Annotated in this window: 19 protein-coding genes; 5 read left to right on the top strand and 14 right to left on the bottom strand. The window is 60.5% G+C overall.

Annotated features, from left to right (window positions below; translation table 11 throughout):
- Positions 1-40: 40 nt before the first annotated feature.
- The 13 genes from ACYUCQ_RS14110 to ACYUCQ_RS14170 form a co-directional block, all read right to left on the bottom strand.
- The gene (locus ACYUCQ_RS14110; RefSeq protein WP_460255190.1) at positions 41-316 is read right to left on the bottom strand and encodes a hypothetical protein; all 276 of its coding nucleotides are present in this window, start codon (positions 314-316) and stop codon (positions 41-43) included.
- The gene (gene parA / locus ACYUCQ_RS14115) at positions 304-939 is read right to left on the bottom strand and encodes a ParA family partition ATPase (protein WP_460255191.1); all 636 of its coding nucleotides are present in this window, start codon (positions 937-939) and stop codon (positions 304-306) included. Before parA ends, ACYUCQ_RS14110 begins: the two co-directional genes overlap by 13 nt.
- Positions 939-1,211: a hypothetical protein gene (locus ACYUCQ_RS14120; protein ID WP_460255192.1), complete on the bottom strand. Its 273-nt coding sequence runs from the start codon at positions 1,209-1,211 to the stop codon at positions 939-941. Before ACYUCQ_RS14120 ends, parA begins: the two co-directional genes overlap by 1 nt.
- Positions 1,208-1,630, bottom strand: coding sequence for a ferritin-like domain-containing protein (locus ACYUCQ_RS14125; protein ID WP_460255193.1), 423 nt, complete (start codon positions 1,628-1,630; stop codon positions 1,208-1,210). Before ACYUCQ_RS14125 ends, ACYUCQ_RS14120 begins: the two co-directional genes overlap by 4 nt.
- A 12-nt stretch (positions 1,631-1,642) precedes the next feature.
- A complete protein-coding gene (locus ACYUCQ_RS14130) occupies positions 1,643-1,981 on the bottom strand; it encodes a BMC domain-containing protein (protein WP_460255194.1) in 339 nt (112 codons plus the stop codon).
- A gap of 39 nt (positions 1,982-2,020) precedes the next feature.
- Positions 2,021-2,317: a BMC domain-containing protein gene (locus ACYUCQ_RS14135; RefSeq protein WP_460255195.1), complete on the bottom strand. Its 297-nt coding sequence runs from the start codon at positions 2,315-2,317 to the stop codon at positions 2,021-2,023.
- 39 nt (positions 2,318-2,356) lie between these two features.
- The gene (locus ACYUCQ_RS14140) at positions 2,357-2,653 is read right to left on the bottom strand and encodes a BMC domain-containing protein (protein WP_460255196.1); all 297 of its coding nucleotides are present in this window, start codon (positions 2,651-2,653) and stop codon (positions 2,357-2,359) included.
- 114 nt (positions 2,654-2,767) lie between these two features.
- Complete coding sequence (locus ACYUCQ_RS14145; RefSeq protein ID WP_460255197.1) at positions 2,768-3,013, bottom strand: carboxysome peptide B; 246 nt, start codon at positions 3,011-3,013, stop codon at positions 2,768-2,770.
- Position 3,014: 1 nt separating this feature from the next.
- On the bottom strand, positions 3,015-3,269 hold the full coding sequence (locus tag ACYUCQ_RS14150) for a carboxysome peptide A (protein ID WP_460255198.1): 255 nt from the start codon (positions 3,267-3,269) through the stop codon (positions 3,015-3,017).
- Entirely contained in the window at positions 3,266-4,828 is a 1,563-nt protein-coding gene (locus ACYUCQ_RS14155) for a carboxysome shell carbonic anhydrase (protein ID WP_460255199.1), read from the bottom strand. Before ACYUCQ_RS14155 ends, ACYUCQ_RS14150 begins: the two co-directional genes overlap by 4 nt.
- Before the next feature lie 7 nt (positions 4,829-4,835).
- The gene (locus ACYUCQ_RS14160) at positions 4,836-7,244 is read right to left on the bottom strand and encodes a CsoS2 family carboxysome shell protein (protein WP_460255200.1); all 2,409 of its coding nucleotides are present in this window, start codon (positions 7,242-7,244) and stop codon (positions 4,836-4,838) included.
- 56 nt (positions 7,245-7,300) lie between these two features.
- Positions 7,301-7,627 (bottom strand): ribulose bisphosphate carboxylase small subunit, encoded by a 327-nt coding sequence (locus ACYUCQ_RS14165; RefSeq protein ID WP_460255201.1) that lies wholly within the window; start codon positions 7,625-7,627, stop codon positions 7,301-7,303.
- 46 nt (positions 7,628-7,673) lie between these two features.
- Positions 7,674-9,095, bottom strand: a complete 1,422-nt coding sequence (locus ACYUCQ_RS14170; protein ID WP_460255202.1) for a form I ribulose bisphosphate carboxylase large subunit — start codon at positions 9,093-9,095, stop codon at positions 7,674-7,676.
- A 240-nt stretch (positions 9,096-9,335) separates the two neighbouring features.
- Here ACYUCQ_RS14170 and ACYUCQ_RS14175 point away from each other — a divergent pair, with 240 nt between their 5' ends.
- The 5 genes from ACYUCQ_RS14175 (at position 9,336) to ACYUCQ_RS14195 (ending at position 16,396) form a co-directional block, all read left to right on the top strand.
- Complete coding sequence (locus ACYUCQ_RS14175; RefSeq protein WP_460255203.1) at positions 9,336-10,349, top strand: LysR family transcriptional regulator; 1,014 nt, start codon at positions 9,336-9,338, stop codon at positions 10,347-10,349.
- A gap of 160 nt (positions 10,350-10,509) precedes the next feature.
- The gene (locus ACYUCQ_RS14180; protein WP_460255204.1) at positions 10,510-12,183 is read left to right on the top strand and encodes an NADH-quinone oxidoreductase subunit 5 family protein; all 1,674 of its coding nucleotides are present in this window, start codon (positions 10,510-10,512) and stop codon (positions 12,181-12,183) included.
- Between the two features lies 1 nt (position 12,184).
- The gene (locus tag ACYUCQ_RS14185; protein ID WP_460255205.1) at positions 12,185-12,925 is read left to right on the top strand and encodes a hypothetical protein; all 741 of its coding nucleotides are present in this window, start codon (positions 12,185-12,187) and stop codon (positions 12,923-12,925) included.
- Positions 12,926-12,947: 22 nt separating this feature from the next.
- Positions 12,948-16,073 (top strand): DUF2309 domain-containing protein, encoded by a 3,126-nt coding sequence (locus tag ACYUCQ_RS14190; RefSeq protein ID WP_460255206.1) that lies wholly within the window; start codon positions 12,948-12,950, stop codon positions 16,071-16,073.
- Entirely contained in the window at positions 16,070-16,396 is a 327-nt protein-coding gene (locus tag ACYUCQ_RS14195) for a P-II family nitrogen regulator (RefSeq protein WP_460255207.1), read from the top strand. Before ACYUCQ_RS14190 ends, ACYUCQ_RS14195 begins: the two co-directional genes overlap by 4 nt.
- Before the next feature lie 44 nt (positions 16,397-16,440).
- Here the strand turns inward: ACYUCQ_RS14195 and ACYUCQ_RS14200 are convergent, their stop codons facing one another.
- Positions 16,441-16,758: a hypothetical protein gene (locus tag ACYUCQ_RS14200; protein WP_460255208.1), complete on the bottom strand. Its 318-nt coding sequence runs from the start codon at positions 16,756-16,758 to the stop codon at positions 16,441-16,443.
- Positions 16,759-17,020: the final 262 nt, after the last annotated feature.

Consider the following 17,020-nt stretch of genomic DNA (forward strand, 5'->3'; position numbering starts at 1 on the left):
CTATCGGTGTCGCAATAATCATGCTGCGTGATAACGGGGTTTAGTCTGGCCAGACGCGGGCGGGAAACAGCTCGCCCGCGCTGGCGGCGGGCGCGCCAGTCGGCTCCAGAACGGCGTCCAGCCGGTGGCCCGCTTTCGGCTTGGTGACGTTTTTAGCTGCGGGTGCAGCCACGGGCGGTTTCGGCTCGCGGTTGGCAGCTTTCGGCTTGGCTTGCGGTTCGGGGGCGCCATCCGGCGCGGATTTGGTGCCGATCTGCGATTTCGCCGCCTGCACGCTGGTTTTTAGCTTCGACTTCACGCTGGTCATGATGGCCATACCTCCTCGATAATCGCCTGGATTTCTGCGGCAGCATCCTGCCCCCGATGTCCCATCTGGTAAACCGAGATCCCTTCAAGCGCGCAGGTTTTGTACGCAACGCGCCGCCGCAGGGTCGCCTTGAGCACCGGCAGACCGAATTCGGCCAGACCGTCGCGCATCGCCGCCGATAATGCGCTTTTGGGCTCGATCTGATTGAGCACCACGAAGGCGCGCAGCTTCGGGTTGGTTTTGCGGGCCTCGGCAATCTCCTGCGGCAGGCGCAGGCTGGCCCAGAGGTCAATCGGCGATGGCAAAGTGGGGATCAGCGCGACCTCGCTCACGCGCAGCGCTTGCTGGGCGGCATGGCTCTCAAGCGCGGGCGGACAATCGAGCACCACGAATTCCCAATCCCGATAGGTTTGCTGCAGGCTGCGCGGTGTCCATGGCCCGACAATCTGCTTCACCGGCGCCGGGAACGGCTTGCTACCCAGGCTCGCCCATTGCCGCGCCGAGCCTTGCAGATCAAGATCAATAACCAAGGTCGATCCGCGCTGCACCAACCCGGCGGCGACATTCATGGCCAAGGTGGTTTTCCCGGCACCGCCCTTCTGGTTGATAACCGCGATGATCCGGGCGCCCATCACGGCCCCGCGCGGGTTGCTGCCAGCGCGTTGATTTTCAGCGCAAACGCGCGTTCCGCCTCCCCCGGCTCCTGCTGATCAACCCCTTCAAGGGTGATATTGGCATGGGTTGTTGCGAAATTCAGGTTTTGTGGATGCAGACCGGTTTCCGCGCTCAGCGCGGCCAAATCGTCAAGGAATTGCCTTGTCTCCGCATATTTGGCGAAAGTGAAGCGGCGAAACCAGCTCGCGGGGCGGCCACGCGCTTCCCAGCCGTCAGGCGGCATCGTCATGACCTGTGCTCCTCAATGCCGATAAGATGTCGCATTTCTGCCTCCAGCAAATCCGTAAACAGGGCTTCATGGGCCTGATCCTTAACCCGCCGCGCATGGGCTGCCGCCTCGCGGTAAAGCTGCACCGCATCCGCCTCGATTTGCCGGTTCGCAATCATCAGCGTCGCTGCATCCGGCCCCAGCCGCGGCGGCCTGAGCACCCCGGCGGACGGGGTAACCCCCTGCTCGATCAAGGCCTGCATCAGATGTTCAGCGTGATCGAGTTCTTCCAGCGCATCCGCGCCGAGGCGCTCGGCCAACGCATCATCGCCCCAGAGCCGGGCGAGCACGCGCTGGGCCATATAATTCTGCGCCGCGCTCAGTTCATGGTTGAGTGCGCGGTTCAGCCAGCCCAAGGTGCGCGGATCGGGGCGGATCACCCTGGCATGCCCTCAGCTGCGCACCGTCGCGATCTCAGCGTCGCGGCCACCCCCGGTCGCGTCCGGTTTCTTCGGCAGAATGCCTTCGACCTCGTTATGCACACGGGCAATAATGTGCGCGGCGACCAAACCATCACCAACCCGCTCGCAAGCATCCGCCCCGGCGCGCACAGCGGCATTGACCGCGCCCGTTTCACCACGCACCAGCACGGTCACATAGCCGCCGCCGACGAACTGACGGCCGATGAGGCGCACTTCCGCCGCCTTGGTCATCGCGTCCGCCGCTTCAATCGCGGGCACCAAACCGCGCGTCTCGATCATGCCAAGGGCAATCCCCGTATAGTCAGCCATCTCTTGTTCCTCTGGTTTACGTGAAAAAATCGCGATCGTTTAGCTCGTCGCGGCCTTGGGCAGGATCCCCTCAACCTCGTTATGCACGCGGGCGATGATGTGCGCCGCGACCAAACCATCACCGACGCGCTCGCAAGCATCCGCCCCGGCGCGCACAGCGGCGTTCACCGCGCCGGTTTCGCCGCGCACCAGCACGGTCACATAACCGCCGCCGACGAACTGACGACCAATAAGCCGCACTTCCGCCGCCTTGGTCATCGCGTCCGCCGCTTCGATCGCGGGCACCAAACCGCGGGTTTCGATCATACCGAGTGCAATCCCGACATAGTCAGCCATGTGTTATCTCCTCTGGAATTTTTGTTGCATGACGCCGGCTCAGGCCGTCGGCACCTTGGGCAGGATGCCCTCAACCTCGTTGTGAACGCGGGCGATGATGTGCGCCGCGACCAAACCATCACCAACCCGCTCGCAGGCATCCGCCCCAGCGCGCACGGCGGCGTTAACCGCGCCGGTTTCGCCGCGCACCAGCACGGTGACGTAGCCGCCGCCGACGAACTCACGGCCAATCAGCCGCACTTCCGCCGCCTTGGTCATCGCGTCCGCCGCCTCGATGGCGGGCACCAGACCCCGTGTTTCGATCATGCCAAGGGCAATCCCGTTATATTCAGCCATGTTTCCACTCCTCAAAAAATAGTGCCGAAGAATCCGCGCGATGATGGGCGGCGCACGGGATAAGCCCTGTGTTAGCGTCGGTCAGACGCCCTACGCATTGGTTGCCTGCAGGTTTCATGGCGACCAATCATCGATGATGCCGCAGATCGTCAGATCGGTCGTCACCGCGATGTCCGGCATCGCAAAGCGCGCCGCGCTGCCGCTGGTGGTGAAAACCCATTTGCCGAACGGCACACCAACCGGGTCCGTCGCGACAGCAACGACACCCTGCATGTTTTCCAGCACCCGCAGCGATGCGACACTCAACCCCGGAACCCGACGGGTGCAAACGAGATCATCAATAACGCGCATGATCTCCATCTCACTCCTCCACTTTCCAATGGTCGATAATCCCAACGATGGTCAGATCAGACGGATAATCCTTCGAGCCTGCCGCTTCGCGCGCGGCGGAGGAGCCAACACACACCACCCAATCGCCCGGAATGCAGCCCACCGCATCCACCGCGACGCTCCGCGTGCCGCCAACCCGTTCCTGCACCACCAGCAGCGGCCGATGTCCGAAAGCATCGAGCCGGTTGGTGGAGACCAGCGTTTTCTCAACCCGCATGATCCTCATGAAAAATGTCCTGCCTTCTGGCCAAGGGCTGCATGGGCCGATGGTTCGTCGATGAAGCAGCAAAGCTCAGTGCCGTTGCGGTCACTCACCGCCATCTGGCAATGCAACTGGCCATGCGCCGCAAGTGCCGCGTAACGCTCCTCGATCGCGGCCTTGACCCGGCAACAACGCAATACCGCGCGCTCACGCCCGCCGGGCACATTCGAATCATGACTAAAATGCACCAACACCGGGATCGCGAGGCCATGCGCGAGGTTCAGGCCGGTAAATATCTTGATCCCCACGTCAAGATCAGCGGCACCTTCCTCAACCGTATCGAGATGAGCGAAATAATACATGTTGCGGATATGCACTTTCGTCGGCGCTTCGCCCGCACAGATAAAATGCTCGTCATGGCCAAGTTCCGCGTAGCGTCCGGCATGATGCTGGATCACATATTCGATCTGCGACAGATTGGCCTCAAGCAACCGTTCCACCAGCGCCCGCATGCCCGCGGACATGCCGCCCTCAGCCTGCGCCGCGACCTCGCGCTGCAAGGCCGCGCGCGCAGCCTGCGGGGCAATGCCGATCGTCGCGCGATAGACCGCACCCGCATCAATGAACCGAGCCGCATCAATCCGTCCCGCACCATCCGGTGTATGGATTCGGATCGCATCCAGATCGGTATCAAGACCAATCAGCAACGTGTCGGGGGCGGCACCATGGCCATAGGTCGACTCAATCGCGGTGCGCAGCGCATCAAGCCGTTCCAGCGCGGCTTCACAGGCCAGCGCATCGTTGCTGCCATGGGCGGCGCAGCCCTGATGCTGGGGCGACGCCGAGCTGAAATGATACACCGCAATCTTGAGATAATTGCCACTCTCAGACCCTGCGGGCAGGCCCCCGCTAAGGCGGAGGATTTCGCGATGCGACCAGTCATTAATATCGCCTTCGATATCAAATAATGATCCCGCATAGGCTTTCACGGTGATTTCCGGCCCCGGCGCCATCCGCAACACAAACGGCACCAGCCCTTGCAGTCGGCCATCGGCGCAGGGCGTAATATCAACGGTATGAAAGCCGCAATCACGCAGAAATTCACCGTCAATCGCCTCATCGGCCAGCCAGAGCGCTTTATCAACAACCGCCTGATCGACGCAGAATTTGAAGGTATGCAGCATACAGTGAGCATGCAACCCGCGTATATCGAGGCCGGAGATCCAGGTCTGTGTTAGCTGTGATTCTGGCAGCTTATAACCCAAATTCCGCTCCGCCAGAGCCTGCGCGCGCGGCACGAAATCGGGGGCATATTGAATGGCCGATATCGCCTTGAGCGTGTCGATGACCGCGCCGAACCGGGCAGTCATCCGGCTTTCGTAATCATATAACGCCGCGTTCAACGCCTGATCGACCAACGCATGCTCGCAACTCTGCCCGCTGCCCGGCACGCAGACCGGGTTGGGCAGCGCGGACGCAATCCGCAAGGCGGGCCGCTCGATGGGTCGCTCAATGGGGCGCTGCTGGAGCGTGCGTTGCTGAGCCGTATGCTCCTGGGCCGTGCGGCGTTGACGCGTGTTCATCGCGCTCTCACGCCCGCGCTCCACCGGAGACGGTCACCAGCGGACCACGACCCGTATTGCCAGACGAACCCGTCACCAAATTCGCCGCTGCCGGTGGCTTCTCAACATCGGATGGCCTGCGCGCATCCATCAGCGCGCCGCGCGCATTGCCGCGCTGGGAGGGGTTACGCACCGTGCTGGAGCGGCCCTCCGTGCCGGATACCCGGCTCTGTGCCTGCCAGGCATCGCCGGTAACACGCTCGTGGATCTGGGCTTCACCGCTGAGGCGCTGGGTTTTCGCCACCGTGGCGACATTGTTTGCGGCCCGATCACCGCGCGCATCGCTGCGTGGCTGTGCCGACGCCGACTCGTGATGGCGAAACTCAGGCGTGCCGGTGATCAGACCTCTCGCCTTGTTGCCCGGCCCGGTAATCCGGTCAGCGGCGCCATACGCCGTGCCGGTGACGGCACCAATGGCCGCACGGGTCTCACGATCAGCATCCCAGGCGACGCGCGCGGGCGATCGGATGCTAAAATCGGCAGGGGCCGCCGGCTTATCCGGCGCGGCGGGGCGTTGCCGGAGCAAAAACCGGTTGGAGGTCTCAGGCTGAATCAGGCAGTTGGGCGCCCGATTATCAAACCCGATATAGGGCACGCCCGTGACCGCAATGCAGGCGCCGCGCTCATCGCCGGTCATGGTCATCCCGCCCGCACCAGGACGATCGCCACTGACCATGGCGGCAGAAATGCTCGCCCGGTCCCGCACCCGCGCCGTTTGCGCCTGCACATCATCAGGGCCGCAAAATGATTGATACTGATCCTGACCGATATAAGACGCACCACTCACCGGCACGCAGGCACCGCGCTCATCACCCGTCACTTGCTTGGAGCGCCCAAAGGCGCTGCCGGTCACACGCTGGCCGCTGATCGTCCGGTCGATCCCAACCTTACTAACATGTTGGTCCTGAGGGACCGACGCACGCCCGCCGGTTTCGATCATTGCCACTTTGCGCGGGCCGCCATCATCGCACAGAACACCAAAATCCTTGGCATTGAAATACTGGCTGCCGGTAACCGCACGGCATGCGCCGGCCTCATCCCCCGTCACCTGGCGTGATCGCCCGACCGCACTGCCCGTCAGCGTCTGACCTGCGGGGGTGGACATCACGCTCACCCGCCGCACCGGCGCGGGAACCTCGCTGCGGCACAATTCCTTGAAATGTTCGGCGGAAAGATATTGGCTGCCGGTTACGCTGCGGCAGGCCCCTGGCTCATCACCCGTCACCTTCGGCGCCGACCCGACCATGGTGCCGGTGAGCTTCATGGCCCCATAGGTGTGGGTCACGCCGGTCTTGGGCGGCGCGGTATCGGCGGACGGGCGGCTATACGAGGTGCCGGTGATCACCCGATCCGCGCCCATCTCGCCGCCCGTGACCCGCGACGGGCGGCCAACGAGGGTGCCACTGATCGTCTTGCCTTTCGGCGTCGCTTCACTGACCACTTTGGCCGGTGCGGCAGCCGGGCGGGTTGGACAGAATTTATCATACATATTCGCGGGCAGATATTCAGTGCCGGTCACCGCACGGCAGGAGCCTAGTTCGCTCCCAGTCACCTTGCGGCTCCGTTCGATCATGGTTCCGGTGACCGCATTGCCCGCCAGCGTAGGACCGGCCTCAATTTTTGGCGGGGCTTCGGTGAGCGCGGGACGGGTGCGCACGTGAGCACTCGGACGCGTCGCCGCGTGGTTTGCGGTGTCCGTGCCAATCAAGGCGCGGACCTTGCGATGCTGCATCGCGGCTTGCCGTCCGCCTGTCCCCGGGACGATGGCGGTCTGCCCATCCTGGCTGGGCAGGGAGGGTGCGATCCGGATCGCCTGTTCGGCGCGCTTGATGCCGGATTTGCCGCCCTGCGACAGGGCCGTGCGTCGGGCGCGGGCCAGCGCCTTGCCAACCGGCTGGATCGCGCGCCCCGCCTGATCCGCCGCCACCGACATGACCGATGTCGTGTTATGACCGGGGTGATGATCGGGGTGATGATCGGGCGCGCGTGCCGGCGCGGTCTGGCATGCGCAGGCGGTTTTATCGTCCGGCGAGGCGGCGCGATACGACCGCACGCCAGCACCAGAGAGTGCGGCCTTGCCCATCTGGCTCAGCGCCTGCCGCCGCTCAAGCGCCGCACGTTTGGGCGCGGTGGAGGGCGCGCAAGCCGCGCCATCATGGGATGCGTTTGCCGATGGCACCGTCGCCCGCCCAATGCCGCTCGACGCGTTCGTCAGGATCGGCGACTGCCGAGCAGCCCCGTAGACCGTCTGGCCGATCTTGGTCGGGCTTGCCTTGACCACCCCTGCCTTGCCGTGCTGCGCCATAGCTTGACGGCGCAGCAAAGCGATTTCTCGTCCCGAAAGGGTCGCGGCTGCAGGGTTATCGGCGGCGGTCATGGCAAACACCTCTAAGATTCATGCCCTCATTCCAAAATCGTCTGCGCAGCGCCTGATTAGCGATACACGACAAACGACAGACCTTGGCTTTGGGCGTAGTTATCATAGGCAACGTAGCGGACCAGATGATCCGGGAAAGCGCGATGGCAGGCTTCGACTTCGGCCATCACTGCATCGACCGATTGCTCGCCGAACAGCGGCAATTTCCACATATACCAGAAACTCACATGGGCCGGCGTGCCGCGTTCGGTGTGTTCAACCGCCGGGTTCCAGCCCTGCGCAATGGTGTAGGCCACCTGACGGCGCACCTGGTCGGGCGTCATCGGCGGTAGATACGAAAAAGTCTCGTATTTCAGTGAAGAATTATAGGCTTCGACGGGCATGGCGATAATCCTTATAGGGCATGAAAAGCGAATGGGCTGGCGCCGCTTACCGGTTGGAGATGTCGAGCTTATCCACCGTATCGAACTCGAATTTAATTTCTTTCCAGGTTTCCATGGCGATTTTCAGCTCAGGCGAGTGGGCGGCGGCAGCCGTGAGAATATCCTTGCCTTCGCGTTCGAGGTCGCGCCCTTCGTTGCGCGCCTGCACGCAGGCCTCCACCGCCACGCGATTCGCATGCGCTCCACCGGCGTTGCCCCAAGGATGGCCAAGAGTGCCCCCGCCAAATTGCAGAACCGAATCATCACCAAATATCGTGACCAGGGAGGGCATGTGCCAAACATGGATGCCGCCCGAAGCGACCGCGAATGCCCCTGGCATGGAGCCCCAATCCTGATCAAAGAAAATGCCCCGCGACCGATCTTCCGGGATAAAAGATTCGCGCAACAGATCGATCCATCCCAATGTCGAAGCCCGATCGCCTTCGAGTTTGCCAACCACAGTGCCAGTATGCAGATGATCGCCGCCGGACAGACGCAATATCTTGGTCAGCACCCGGAAATGAATCCCGTGATGCGGATTGCGGTCGATCACCGCATGCATCGCGCGATGGATATGCAGCATCATGCCATTATTGCGGCACCAATTAGCAAGGCCGGTGTTAGCGGTGAAGCCGCCAGTGATGAAGTCGTGCATGATGATCGGCGAACCGATCTCCTTGGCGTATTCAGCGCGCTTATACATCTCCTCAGGCGTCGGCGCCGTGACGTTCAAATAATGGCCCTTACGCTCGCCGGTTTCGGCTTCGGATTTATGGATCGCTTCCATAACGAAGTCGAAACGCTCACGCCAGCGCATGAAAGGTTGGCTGTTGACGTTTTCATCGTCCTTGGTGAAATCAAGACCACCGCGCAAGGCCTCATAGACCGCGCGACCATAGTTTTTTGCCGATAGACCGAGCTTCGGCTTGATCGTGCAGCCGAGCAGCGGTCGGCCATATTTATTGAGTTTGTCGCGTTCAACCTGGATGCCGCAAGGCGGGCCGCCGCAGGTTTTCACATAAGCGATGGGGAAACGCACATCCTCAAGGCGAAGCGCGCGCACGGCCTTAAAGCCAAACACGTTGCCCACCAACGATGTGAACACGTTAACAACGGAACCTTCCTCGAACAGGTCGATCGGATAGGCGATGAAGGCATAAAAACAGGTGTCATCACCCGGCACGTCCTCGATTCGGTAGGCGCGGCCTTTATAGTAATCAAGGTCGGTCAGCAGGTCGGTCCACACGGTGGTCCATGTGCCGGTTGAGGATTCGGCTGCGACGGCGGCGGCGGCTTCTTCACGATCAACCCCGGCCTGCGGCGTGATTTTGAAGCAGGCCAAAATATCGGTGTCGAGTGGCGTGTAATCCGGTGTCCAGTAGGTGTGTCGGTATTCCTTGACCCCGGCACTATATTTTTTTCCACTCATCTCATACGTCCTTGTCAGCAATAATGTTGTTAAACGCGACAGTGATCCTGTCGGCGTTGGCAGACCATGGCAAACGTTCCAGGCACGAGCCTTCAGACAAAGGGATGATCAACACTGAACGGACCGTTTTCTCTCAACCTGGGTGGGGTAGACTTTTTTCTCTTGACCAACCACGATACGTCATACAGGGCTAAGACGATCATGGAAAATATATAATTCTTATGCGAGCGATCACGGTTTATGAATACTGAAATCAAACCGCGCCCCAAAGCACCACGGCGGCGCAACTTCACCCTGCGCCAACTGGCGCTGTTCGAGGCCGTCGCCCGCACCGGCAGCTTCACGCGCACCGCCGAAGAATTGCATCTGACGCAACCAGCCGTCTCCAACCAAATCAAACAGCTCGAAGACCAGATTGGCAGCCCGCTCTTCGAGCATATTGGTCGCAGAATTTCGCCCACCGAAATCGGGCGCGAGTTGGCGGCGTTCTGTCGTGACATCGCGCAGCGGATCGATGAATTCGAAAATATGCTCGATGATATCAAGGGCCTGCACCACGGCGTGCTCAATGTTTCCGTGGTCAGCACGGCGGAGTATTTCTCGCCCTACCTGCTCGCGCGGTTCTGCGCCCATCACCCCGGCATCACCGTCAATCTCGACGTGACCAATCGCGACGCGGTGCTGAAACAATTGGCGGACAACGCGCCGGACATGGCGATTATGGGCGTCCCCCCCGAAGGGGCGAATCTGGTCTCTCAGTCATTCATGCCCAACCCTCTGGTGGTCATAGCAAGCCCCGATCATCCGCTCTGCGCGATGCGTAACGTGCCGATCAAGCGCGTGGTCAAGGAGCGGTTCATCATTCGCGAACCTGGCTCTGGCACGCGCGACGCTTTTGAACGCTTCCTGCATAGAAATGGCGGTCGCCTGCAGAATTCCATGGAAATGAGCAGCAACGAAGCGATCAAGCACGCGGTGATGGCGGGATTAGGGCTCGGCGTGGTTTCGCTCCATACCTTGGAGATGGAGCTGAAACTCGGTCGTCTCGCGATCATCGATTTGGTCGATTTTCCGCTCGAACGCCAATGGTATCTGGTCCACCGGCAAGGCAAACGGTTCAGCGTCGCCGCCCAAGCCCTCAAGAACTTCATTTTGACCGAAGCCGCTTATGTCGTGCTGCCGACCCTGCCACGCCGCCAGGTTGGTGCGAAGACGAAGCCAAAAAATGGCGGGTCCATTCACATCACTGAATGATAATGCAAAAAATTATTAATTTTGTTTTTTTAATTTCTCGCATATAGGTTGCGCGGCTTTCAGTCTGGCACTTGCTTGCACGCCAAAACCCGCTTGGCAGAAGGCTCATATAACGAATCGCTTGTACTGAAATCAATAAGGTCACGGGCAAATAATAATTATGGAACGTCTTGTCTTTCTCTTGATTATCCTGGCCCTGATTCCAGCCGCCCTGATCGGCTTTGGCCGGTTCGGACGCCGTGCGGCTGCGATCAGCATCGGCTTCAATGTCGCCATCTTCGTCGTTGCCATTGCTTTACTGGCCGCCAAACTCGGGGGCGCGCCAAACGGCGTGCTGCAATTGAATCCAGTATGGGGCAGCGTCCAGTTTGATCCGCTGGCGGCGTTGCTGTCGGCAGTGATCTCCGGAATCAGCCTCATCGTCCATATTTATTCGCGTCGCTATATGATCGAGGAGCCGGGCTACGGGCGGTTCTTCGCCCTGCTCGACCTAATGACTGCGTGCCTGTTGCTGATGGTCTGTGCCGCCGATCTTTTGACGTTGGTTATCGCCTGGAACCTGATCGGCCTTGTGTTGTTCTGGCTACTTGACCATCGCCTGGCCAGCCCCTCCGCCTATCGCTACGGATTCTGGACCTTCATCACCTACCGCTTTGGCGATCTGCCCCTGGTGCTCGCCGCCCTGATCCTCCATCGGCTTTGCGGTTCATGGTCAATGGCCGTGGTCTTCGCGAAAATCACGGCAAATCCGGGCATAACCTTCGCCGGCGGCTGGCCGGTCGCCGGAACGGTTGCAACATTGATCTCCGTATCCGCTTTCGCGCGCTCCGCGCAGTTTTTGCTCCATACCTGGCTGCCCTACACGATGGACGGCCCCACCCCGGTCTCGGCGCTGATGCATGCCGGCATCGTCAATGCCGGCGCCTTCATTATCAACCGATTCGCGCCGGTGTTCGTTGCCACGAATGTCGTTCTGCACTGGGTGTTCGTGGTCGGGCTGATTACGGCGGTCACCGGCTCATTGCTGATGCTCGCACAAAACGACATCAAGAAATCACTCGGCTATTCCACCATGGGCCAGATGGGCTTTATGATCATGGAGTGTGGCGTTGGTGCCTTTTCGTTGGCAATCTTCCACCTCATCGCGCACGGTCTGTTCAAAGCAACACTTTTTCTCAGCTCCGGCAGCGCCATCAACCAGGCCCGCGCGGATGATGGCGTGCCCAAAAGCGAACTCTACACCTTCGTCGTCGAGCGCCGCGCCACCGCCTACCGCCAGCCCTGGCAACTGATGGCGCTAGTCACTCTTGGTGTCCCCGCCATCATCCTTTTCATCGCGCATTGGCTGATCGGCGCCAATACCCTGGTCGAGCAAGGGGCGATTGTGCTGTTGTTCTTTGGTTGGATTACCGGCGCGCAACTCCTCTTCGCGATCCACCGGATGGATACCGAAGATCCATGGCGCATGGTCAGCCTCGCCATCGTTTCGCTCGTTATCATTGTGCTCGGCTATACGGTCATCAGCCACGCATTCAACCTATTCCTCTACCCGAACGTCGCATTCCGCCGCGCCATTTTCAGCGCCGCCGCGATCAGCCCCATCGCGTTCGATGCTGTGGTTGTTCTGGTGACGCTCGTCATCGTTGCCGGGTGGATTCTCACCTATCGCGCAACCCATCAGGACAAGACCATGCGTGAGCGCGACACGCGCTTTTGGCTGATTTATTACGCCCTGATTTCGCGGGAGTTCTACATCGCAGACCTCTACGCCGCCGCGTCGCGCGGGCTGATCACGGCATCCCGGCAGGTCAATCTATGGCTGCGGTGGGTGTGACATGAAGTTGATTGCCGATGTGCCGACCGCAATCTTCCTGCCGCTGTTCCCGCTCAGCGCGCTGTTCGTGCTGTTATTCTGCCGGATCAACGATTTCCGCGCGCGCGCCCTGCTGGTCCTGATCTGGCCGCAAATTGGCCTGATGCTGGCGAGCGTCGCGGTGCCATCGCGCGCCTTGCGGATCTGGGCGCTGCTCACCGCTTTGCTTTACGCTTGGCGCGCACTGAGCGTGCAGGAACTCGACCGATGGATCGCCTTTATTGCGGTCTCCTCATGGTCGCTCCTGTGGATCGGCTGGGGTCCGCTCCATGATTTGACCAGCCTGCGTGTGCTGGCCCTCGGCTTCTCGATCAGCCTCCTCGCCCCCATAATGATTAGCGCCCTGCTCCAGCGCCGGGTTGGAATCGCCTATGCCGGATTGACCCACGGCCTGCCCGACATCGCACCGCGCCTCGCCGGATTTCTGGTGGTCAGTGTTCTCGCGGCCGTCGCCACGCCGCCATTCCCATCATTCTTCGCAATTCTCGGTATTCTGCAGCAAGCTGACCTCGGCATGGCGGCAGGTATCTGCGCCGTCTGGCTGCTCTGGTCCTGGACCGCGCTGCGGCTCCTTGAAGGGTTCATCACCAAAAGCTGGAAACTGCCCCGCCGCATCACCGATCTCGACCGCACATCCAGTCTCGTCATCGTGCTTGGTCTGGCCATGATCTGCGGGCTGGCGCTGGAGATGAGTTGGCGATGATGACTGATACGGGACACGCACCATGACCCTGCCTCTGGCCGACACGCTCAAGCTGCGCGCCATGATCTACGTCGCCGGCGAGCCGATCGCCTATTTCTGGCCGATGCGCAATTTCATTCATCACAATCCGCTACACGGTCTTGAGGGCCTCGCATTCGAGGATGCTGTCAAACGCGGCGAAACTTTGTTTCGGGCGCGCGGCTTTCTCAAGCGCCAAGACTATCAGCGCTATCGGGCCGAGGGCACGATCAACGAGGCGGAACTCCGCGCCGGGGTTAACCGTTTCATCGCGCGCCACGATCTGCCGACTGAAATCGACTGGGACCGGGCATTCCACCACCTCCTGGTGAGCATCGCTGATCCCGTCGCCCTGCCGGTTGAAATTTGCACCCCCGCATCCATCCGGTCCGCGCTGCGCGGTGAACCGATCACCGAGATGCGGGTTGATGAGACAATTCTGATCACAAGGATGCAGGCGCAACTCGGTGGCGACACGCCGCTGTGCGACGTGATCGATGCGCTCTATGGTACCAAGATTAGTGAGACGCTTGATGATCTGCTGATTAAAACCTGCCTTGATTTTTTCGATGAAGGCCAGTCGACCATGGCGATGCCGGGCCGCGAGCAGGGGTTTTTCCGCGCCTGGAGCCGCCTTGTGCGGCATAATTTCAAAATGTTCCTCCGCGGCCTTTCGATCGACAAGGTGCTGCACGGCATCGAAACGCCCGAAGCCATGATCGCGCGGGCGATGCGTCTCCAGGGCGTGCCGGAGGAATATTGGGTTGGTAATTTCACCCGCGAACTCGCGCGGCTGCATGGCTGGGCGGGGTTCATTCGCTGGCGTCAGAACGCCAAAAACTATTATTGGGCGCAGCAATACCCGGCCGATCTGGTCGATTTTTTGGCGGTGCGTGAAGCGCTGGTGCTGGCCCTGCTGCAGGAACAGCACCAGCCGGGCATGCCGGCGTCGGTGCCGGACCTGATGACGATGCTGGATCAGCGCCCGCACGAGGTGTTTCTGCGCTTGCACTATCACGCGGGCAAGGTGCTGCCCGCCTGGGCGCATCGGATTCATGATACGATCCTGCGCGGCAGGGCGTCTGACATTCAGCTTTTGTTTGATCGCTACACCAAGTTTGTGGCCGCAGATGAGGCGCAGCGATCCGCCGCTGCCCTGAAAGACTGGGGTGACGCCGCTGGGATCACCCAAGCTCTTCAGGGTCTCGATGAGGCCGCGTTCGAGAGCGTGCTCACCGCCTTGCGCGCGTTCGAAGCCGAAGAGGGCATGATTTGGCTGCGCGCGATGGAGGCGCATGCCATCGATTTGTTCGTTCGCGGTATCGACACCGCGCCGCCAAAGCCGCGTGACAAGCGGCCATTTGCGCAGGCGCTGTTCTGCATCGATACACGCTCCGAACGCATTCGCCGCCATTTCGAATCCATCGGCGATTACCAGACCTTCGGGATCGCTGGATTTTTTGGGGTGCCCATCAGCCTGCTGGAGCTGGGCAAAGGCAACGAGGCGCATCTCTGCCCGGCCATCGTCACGCCGCGCAATCTGGTGTTGGAAATGCATGTCTCAGCGCCGATGGATGAAACTGTCGCGGGGGTCTTGGTTGAGGCGCTGCACGAACTCAAGAACTCGATTCTGACGCCATTCGCCACGGTCGAAGCGATTGGGTTGCTGTTTGGCTTTGATTTGATCGGCAAGACCATCGCGCCCATCGCCTATCAGCGTTGGCGCGGAAAATTATTCAGCGACCCGCCGCCGACAAGGCTCTTGCTTGATAAATTGAGCCGCGAACAGGCCGATTCGATTTTGCGTGCCGTGCAGCGCGAATTGATCGTCAAGGCGATCCAGCATGAGCGCGGCCTGCCCACCGAGCGCATTTCTGATGAGATTGTGCGCGATCTGCGCGAAGTTGCTCTGCGCCGGCTTGAGCCTAGTGAGGCCCTGGCGCAGGCCCTCGGGCTGAACCGCGACGGGCTTGATGCTTTTATCGAGCGGCTGCGCCGCGCCTACCGGATCAATCGGCAATTTAGCCGAATCCAACTTGAACGTCTGGGCAGGATTGGGTTCTCGCTCGGTGAACAGGCGCATTTTGTTGGCCAGGCGCTGCGCTCGATTGGTCTGACCGAGGGGTTTTCGCGGTTCGTGCTGCTCGTGGGTCATGCCAGCGTGTCAGATAATAATCCCTATGAATCGGCTCTTGATTGCGGGGCCTGCGGGGGTGCCAGCGGCAGCCATAATGCGCGGGTCCTGGCGCAGATGGCGAACAAGGTTGATGTGCGCCGCCGGTTACGCGAACAAGGGATCGACATTCCCGAAGACGTTGTGTTTCTCGGCGCTCTACACAACACGGTGACCGATGATATTACCCTGACTGATCCTGAACTGATCCCGCCTGCGCATTTGCTTTATCTTGATCGGCTCCATAAGGGGCTGATCGCCGCTAGCCGTTTATGTGCGCAAGAACGCATCGCCACCCTGTTGCCCGAGACGGCGAAGCGACCGAGCACGGGCGCGGCCCGACGGATTGCGCTGCGCAACGCGGTTGACTGGTCCCAGGTTCGCCCTGAATGGGGCCTGTCGCGCAATAGTTATTTTGTTATCGGCCGGCGGCATCTTACCCAGAAGCTCGAACTTGAGGGGCGTGCCTTTCTGCATTCCTATGATTGGCGAATTGACCCGAAGCGACGTTTGTTAGAGTCGATTATCACCGGGCCGCTGGTGGTGGGGCAATGGATCAATATGGAGCATTATTTCTCTGCGGTTGATAACGAAACCTATGGCAGCGGCAGCAAGGTTTACCATAATGTCGCGGGGCGGTTTGGCGTGATGAGCGGCAATCTTGGCGATCTGCGCACCGGCTTGCCATCGCAGACGGTGCTGCGCGATGGCCGCCCCTATCATGAGCCGTTGCGGCTGATTACGGTGATTGAGGCCCCATTGGCGCATGCCCGCGCGGCGGTGGAAGGCGTGGTCGCGGTTCGGCGGCTGGTGCAAAATGGCTGGCTTCGTTTGCTGATTATTGATACTGACGACCGCTTGCTGAGCCTTTATCTCGAAGGTGGCGAATGGCGTGACCAGACGCTCGACACGATAAACCTGCAACCTCTCGCAACCGGGGAACGGATGACCGCATGAATAATTTCCAACTCAGCCCGCTGAAAAAACTCGAAATCATCCTCGAAGGCGAACATCTCGCTTTCGCCACCGACCTGCTCGACCGGGCCAATGTTAAAGGCTACACGATCGTGAACCATCTTTCGGGCAAAGGCAGCCACGGGTTTCACGAAGGCCACGTGATGTTCAATGAAGATTCGGTTCTGGTGATGCTGATCACCGCCGTTCCCGAAGACTTGGTCCGGCCCCTGGTTGAAGGTTTCCAGCCGTTCTTCAACCAACATTCCGGCGTTATTTTTGTCTCGGATATCCAGGTGAGCCGATTGGTCAAGTTCACGGATTAATTTTTTTGTTTTTGATCCGGAACGATTAGAGCACAATTCTCCGCCTAGCGCTCGAAGTTGATTTTTGGGCTGGGGCTGGGCGCGTAGATGTGGCCGGGCAAGGTGGGACGTGGCGGAGCGGGCGGGTATTTTTGCAGAAAATACTCGTAGAGCGTTGGCTCTGGTTTTTTGCTCCGCCGCGCCGGTTTGGGAGCTGATTTTGGGCGAGGTGTGCGCGGTGTGCGCGGCAATTTGAGGTAATCGGGGAGCGGGATTGCGAGCATGTGGCAGATTGGGCGTAGCACGCGACCGATTCGGGGATTTTCTCCGTGGAGCGACAGTGTGTCGGGGTCTTCGAGGAAGCGGATCAGATGGCCGCGCACATAGGGGATGTGGTGGCCGGGGAAGGTTTGCAGCAGCCAGCCCTTTTGCCCCGGAATTTCGCGCCTTTTTGCTCCGGTTGGAGGGGGTGGCGCTGGTGCTTCTGCGGGTTCGGGCGCGGTTTGAGCTTTCGCGCCGGGTTTCCCCTCGCGGATGGGGCGGGGATTGCAGGAGAGAGAACGAAAACGGCGGGAGAGGAGCGAAATACGGTGCCAGACGGCCCATGTGTGGACGGCCCGGTGAGGTCAAGAGCTGACGTTGCAA

It is taken from the genome of Acidiphilium sp. MT5 (assembly GCF_054767495.1).

What these genes read in the sequence shown, in the direction of transcription:
- ACYUCQ_RS14110 (WP_460255190.1), bottom strand. Translation starts at nt 316, where the DNA reads ATGGCCATCATGACCAGCGTGAAGTCGAAGCTAAAAACCAGCGTGCAG.
- parA (WP_460255191.1), bottom strand. Translation starts at nt 939, where the DNA reads ATGGGCGCCCGGATCATCGCGGTTATCAACCAGAAGGGCGGTGCCGGG.
- ACYUCQ_RS14120 (WP_460255192.1), bottom strand. Translation starts at nt 1,211, where the DNA reads ATGACGATGCCGCCTGACGGCTGGGAAGCGCGTGGCCGCCCCGCGAGC.
- ACYUCQ_RS14130 (WP_460255194.1), bottom strand. Translation starts at nt 1,981, where the DNA reads ATGGCTGACTATACGGGGATTGCCCTTGGCATGATCGAGACGCGCGGT.
- ACYUCQ_RS14135 (WP_460255195.1), bottom strand. Translation starts at nt 2,317, where the DNA reads ATGGCTGACTATGTCGGGATTGCACTCGGTATGATCGAAACCCGCGGT.
- ACYUCQ_RS14140 (WP_460255196.1), bottom strand. Translation starts at nt 2,653, where the DNA reads ATGGCTGAATATAACGGGATTGCCCTTGGCATGATCGAAACACGGGGT.
- ACYUCQ_RS14145 (WP_460255197.1), bottom strand. Translation starts at nt 3,013, where the DNA reads ATGGAGATCATGCGCGTTATTGATGATCTCGTTTGCACCCGTCGGGTT.
- ACYUCQ_RS14150 (WP_460255198.1), bottom strand. Translation starts at nt 3,269, where the DNA reads ATGAGGATCATGCGGGTTGAGAAAACGCTGGTCTCCACCAACCGGCTC.
- ACYUCQ_RS14155 (WP_460255199.1), bottom strand. Translation starts at nt 4,828, where the DNA reads ATGAACACGCGTCAACGCCGCACGGCCCAGGAGCATACGGCTCAGCAA.
- ACYUCQ_RS14160 (WP_460255200.1), bottom strand. Translation starts at nt 7,244, where the DNA reads ATGACCGCCGCCGATAACCCTGCAGCCGCGACCCTTTCGGGACGAGAA.
- ACYUCQ_RS14165 (WP_460255201.1), bottom strand. Translation starts at nt 7,627, where the DNA reads ATGCCCGTCGAAGCCTATAATTCTTCACTGAAATACGAGACTTTTTCG.
- ACYUCQ_RS14170 (WP_460255202.1), bottom strand. Translation starts at nt 9,095, where the DNA reads ATGAGTGGAAAAAAATATAGTGCCGGGGTCAAGGAATACCGACACACC.
- ACYUCQ_RS14175 (WP_460255203.1), top strand. Translation starts at nt 9,336, where the DNA reads ATGAATACTGAAATCAAACCGCGCCCCAAAGCACCACGGCGGCGCAAC.
- ACYUCQ_RS14180 (WP_460255204.1), top strand. Translation starts at nt 10,510, where the DNA reads ATGGAACGTCTTGTCTTTCTCTTGATTATCCTGGCCCTGATTCCAGCC.
- ACYUCQ_RS14185 (WP_460255205.1), top strand. Translation starts at nt 12,185, where the DNA reads ATGAAGTTGATTGCCGATGTGCCGACCGCAATCTTCCTGCCGCTGTTC.
- ACYUCQ_RS14190 (WP_460255206.1), top strand. Translation starts at nt 12,948, where the DNA reads ATGACCCTGCCTCTGGCCGACACGCTCAAGCTGCGCGCCATGATCTAC.
- ACYUCQ_RS14195 (WP_460255207.1), top strand. Translation starts at nt 16,070, where the DNA reads ATGAATAATTTCCAACTCAGCCCGCTGAAAAAACTCGAAATCATCCTC.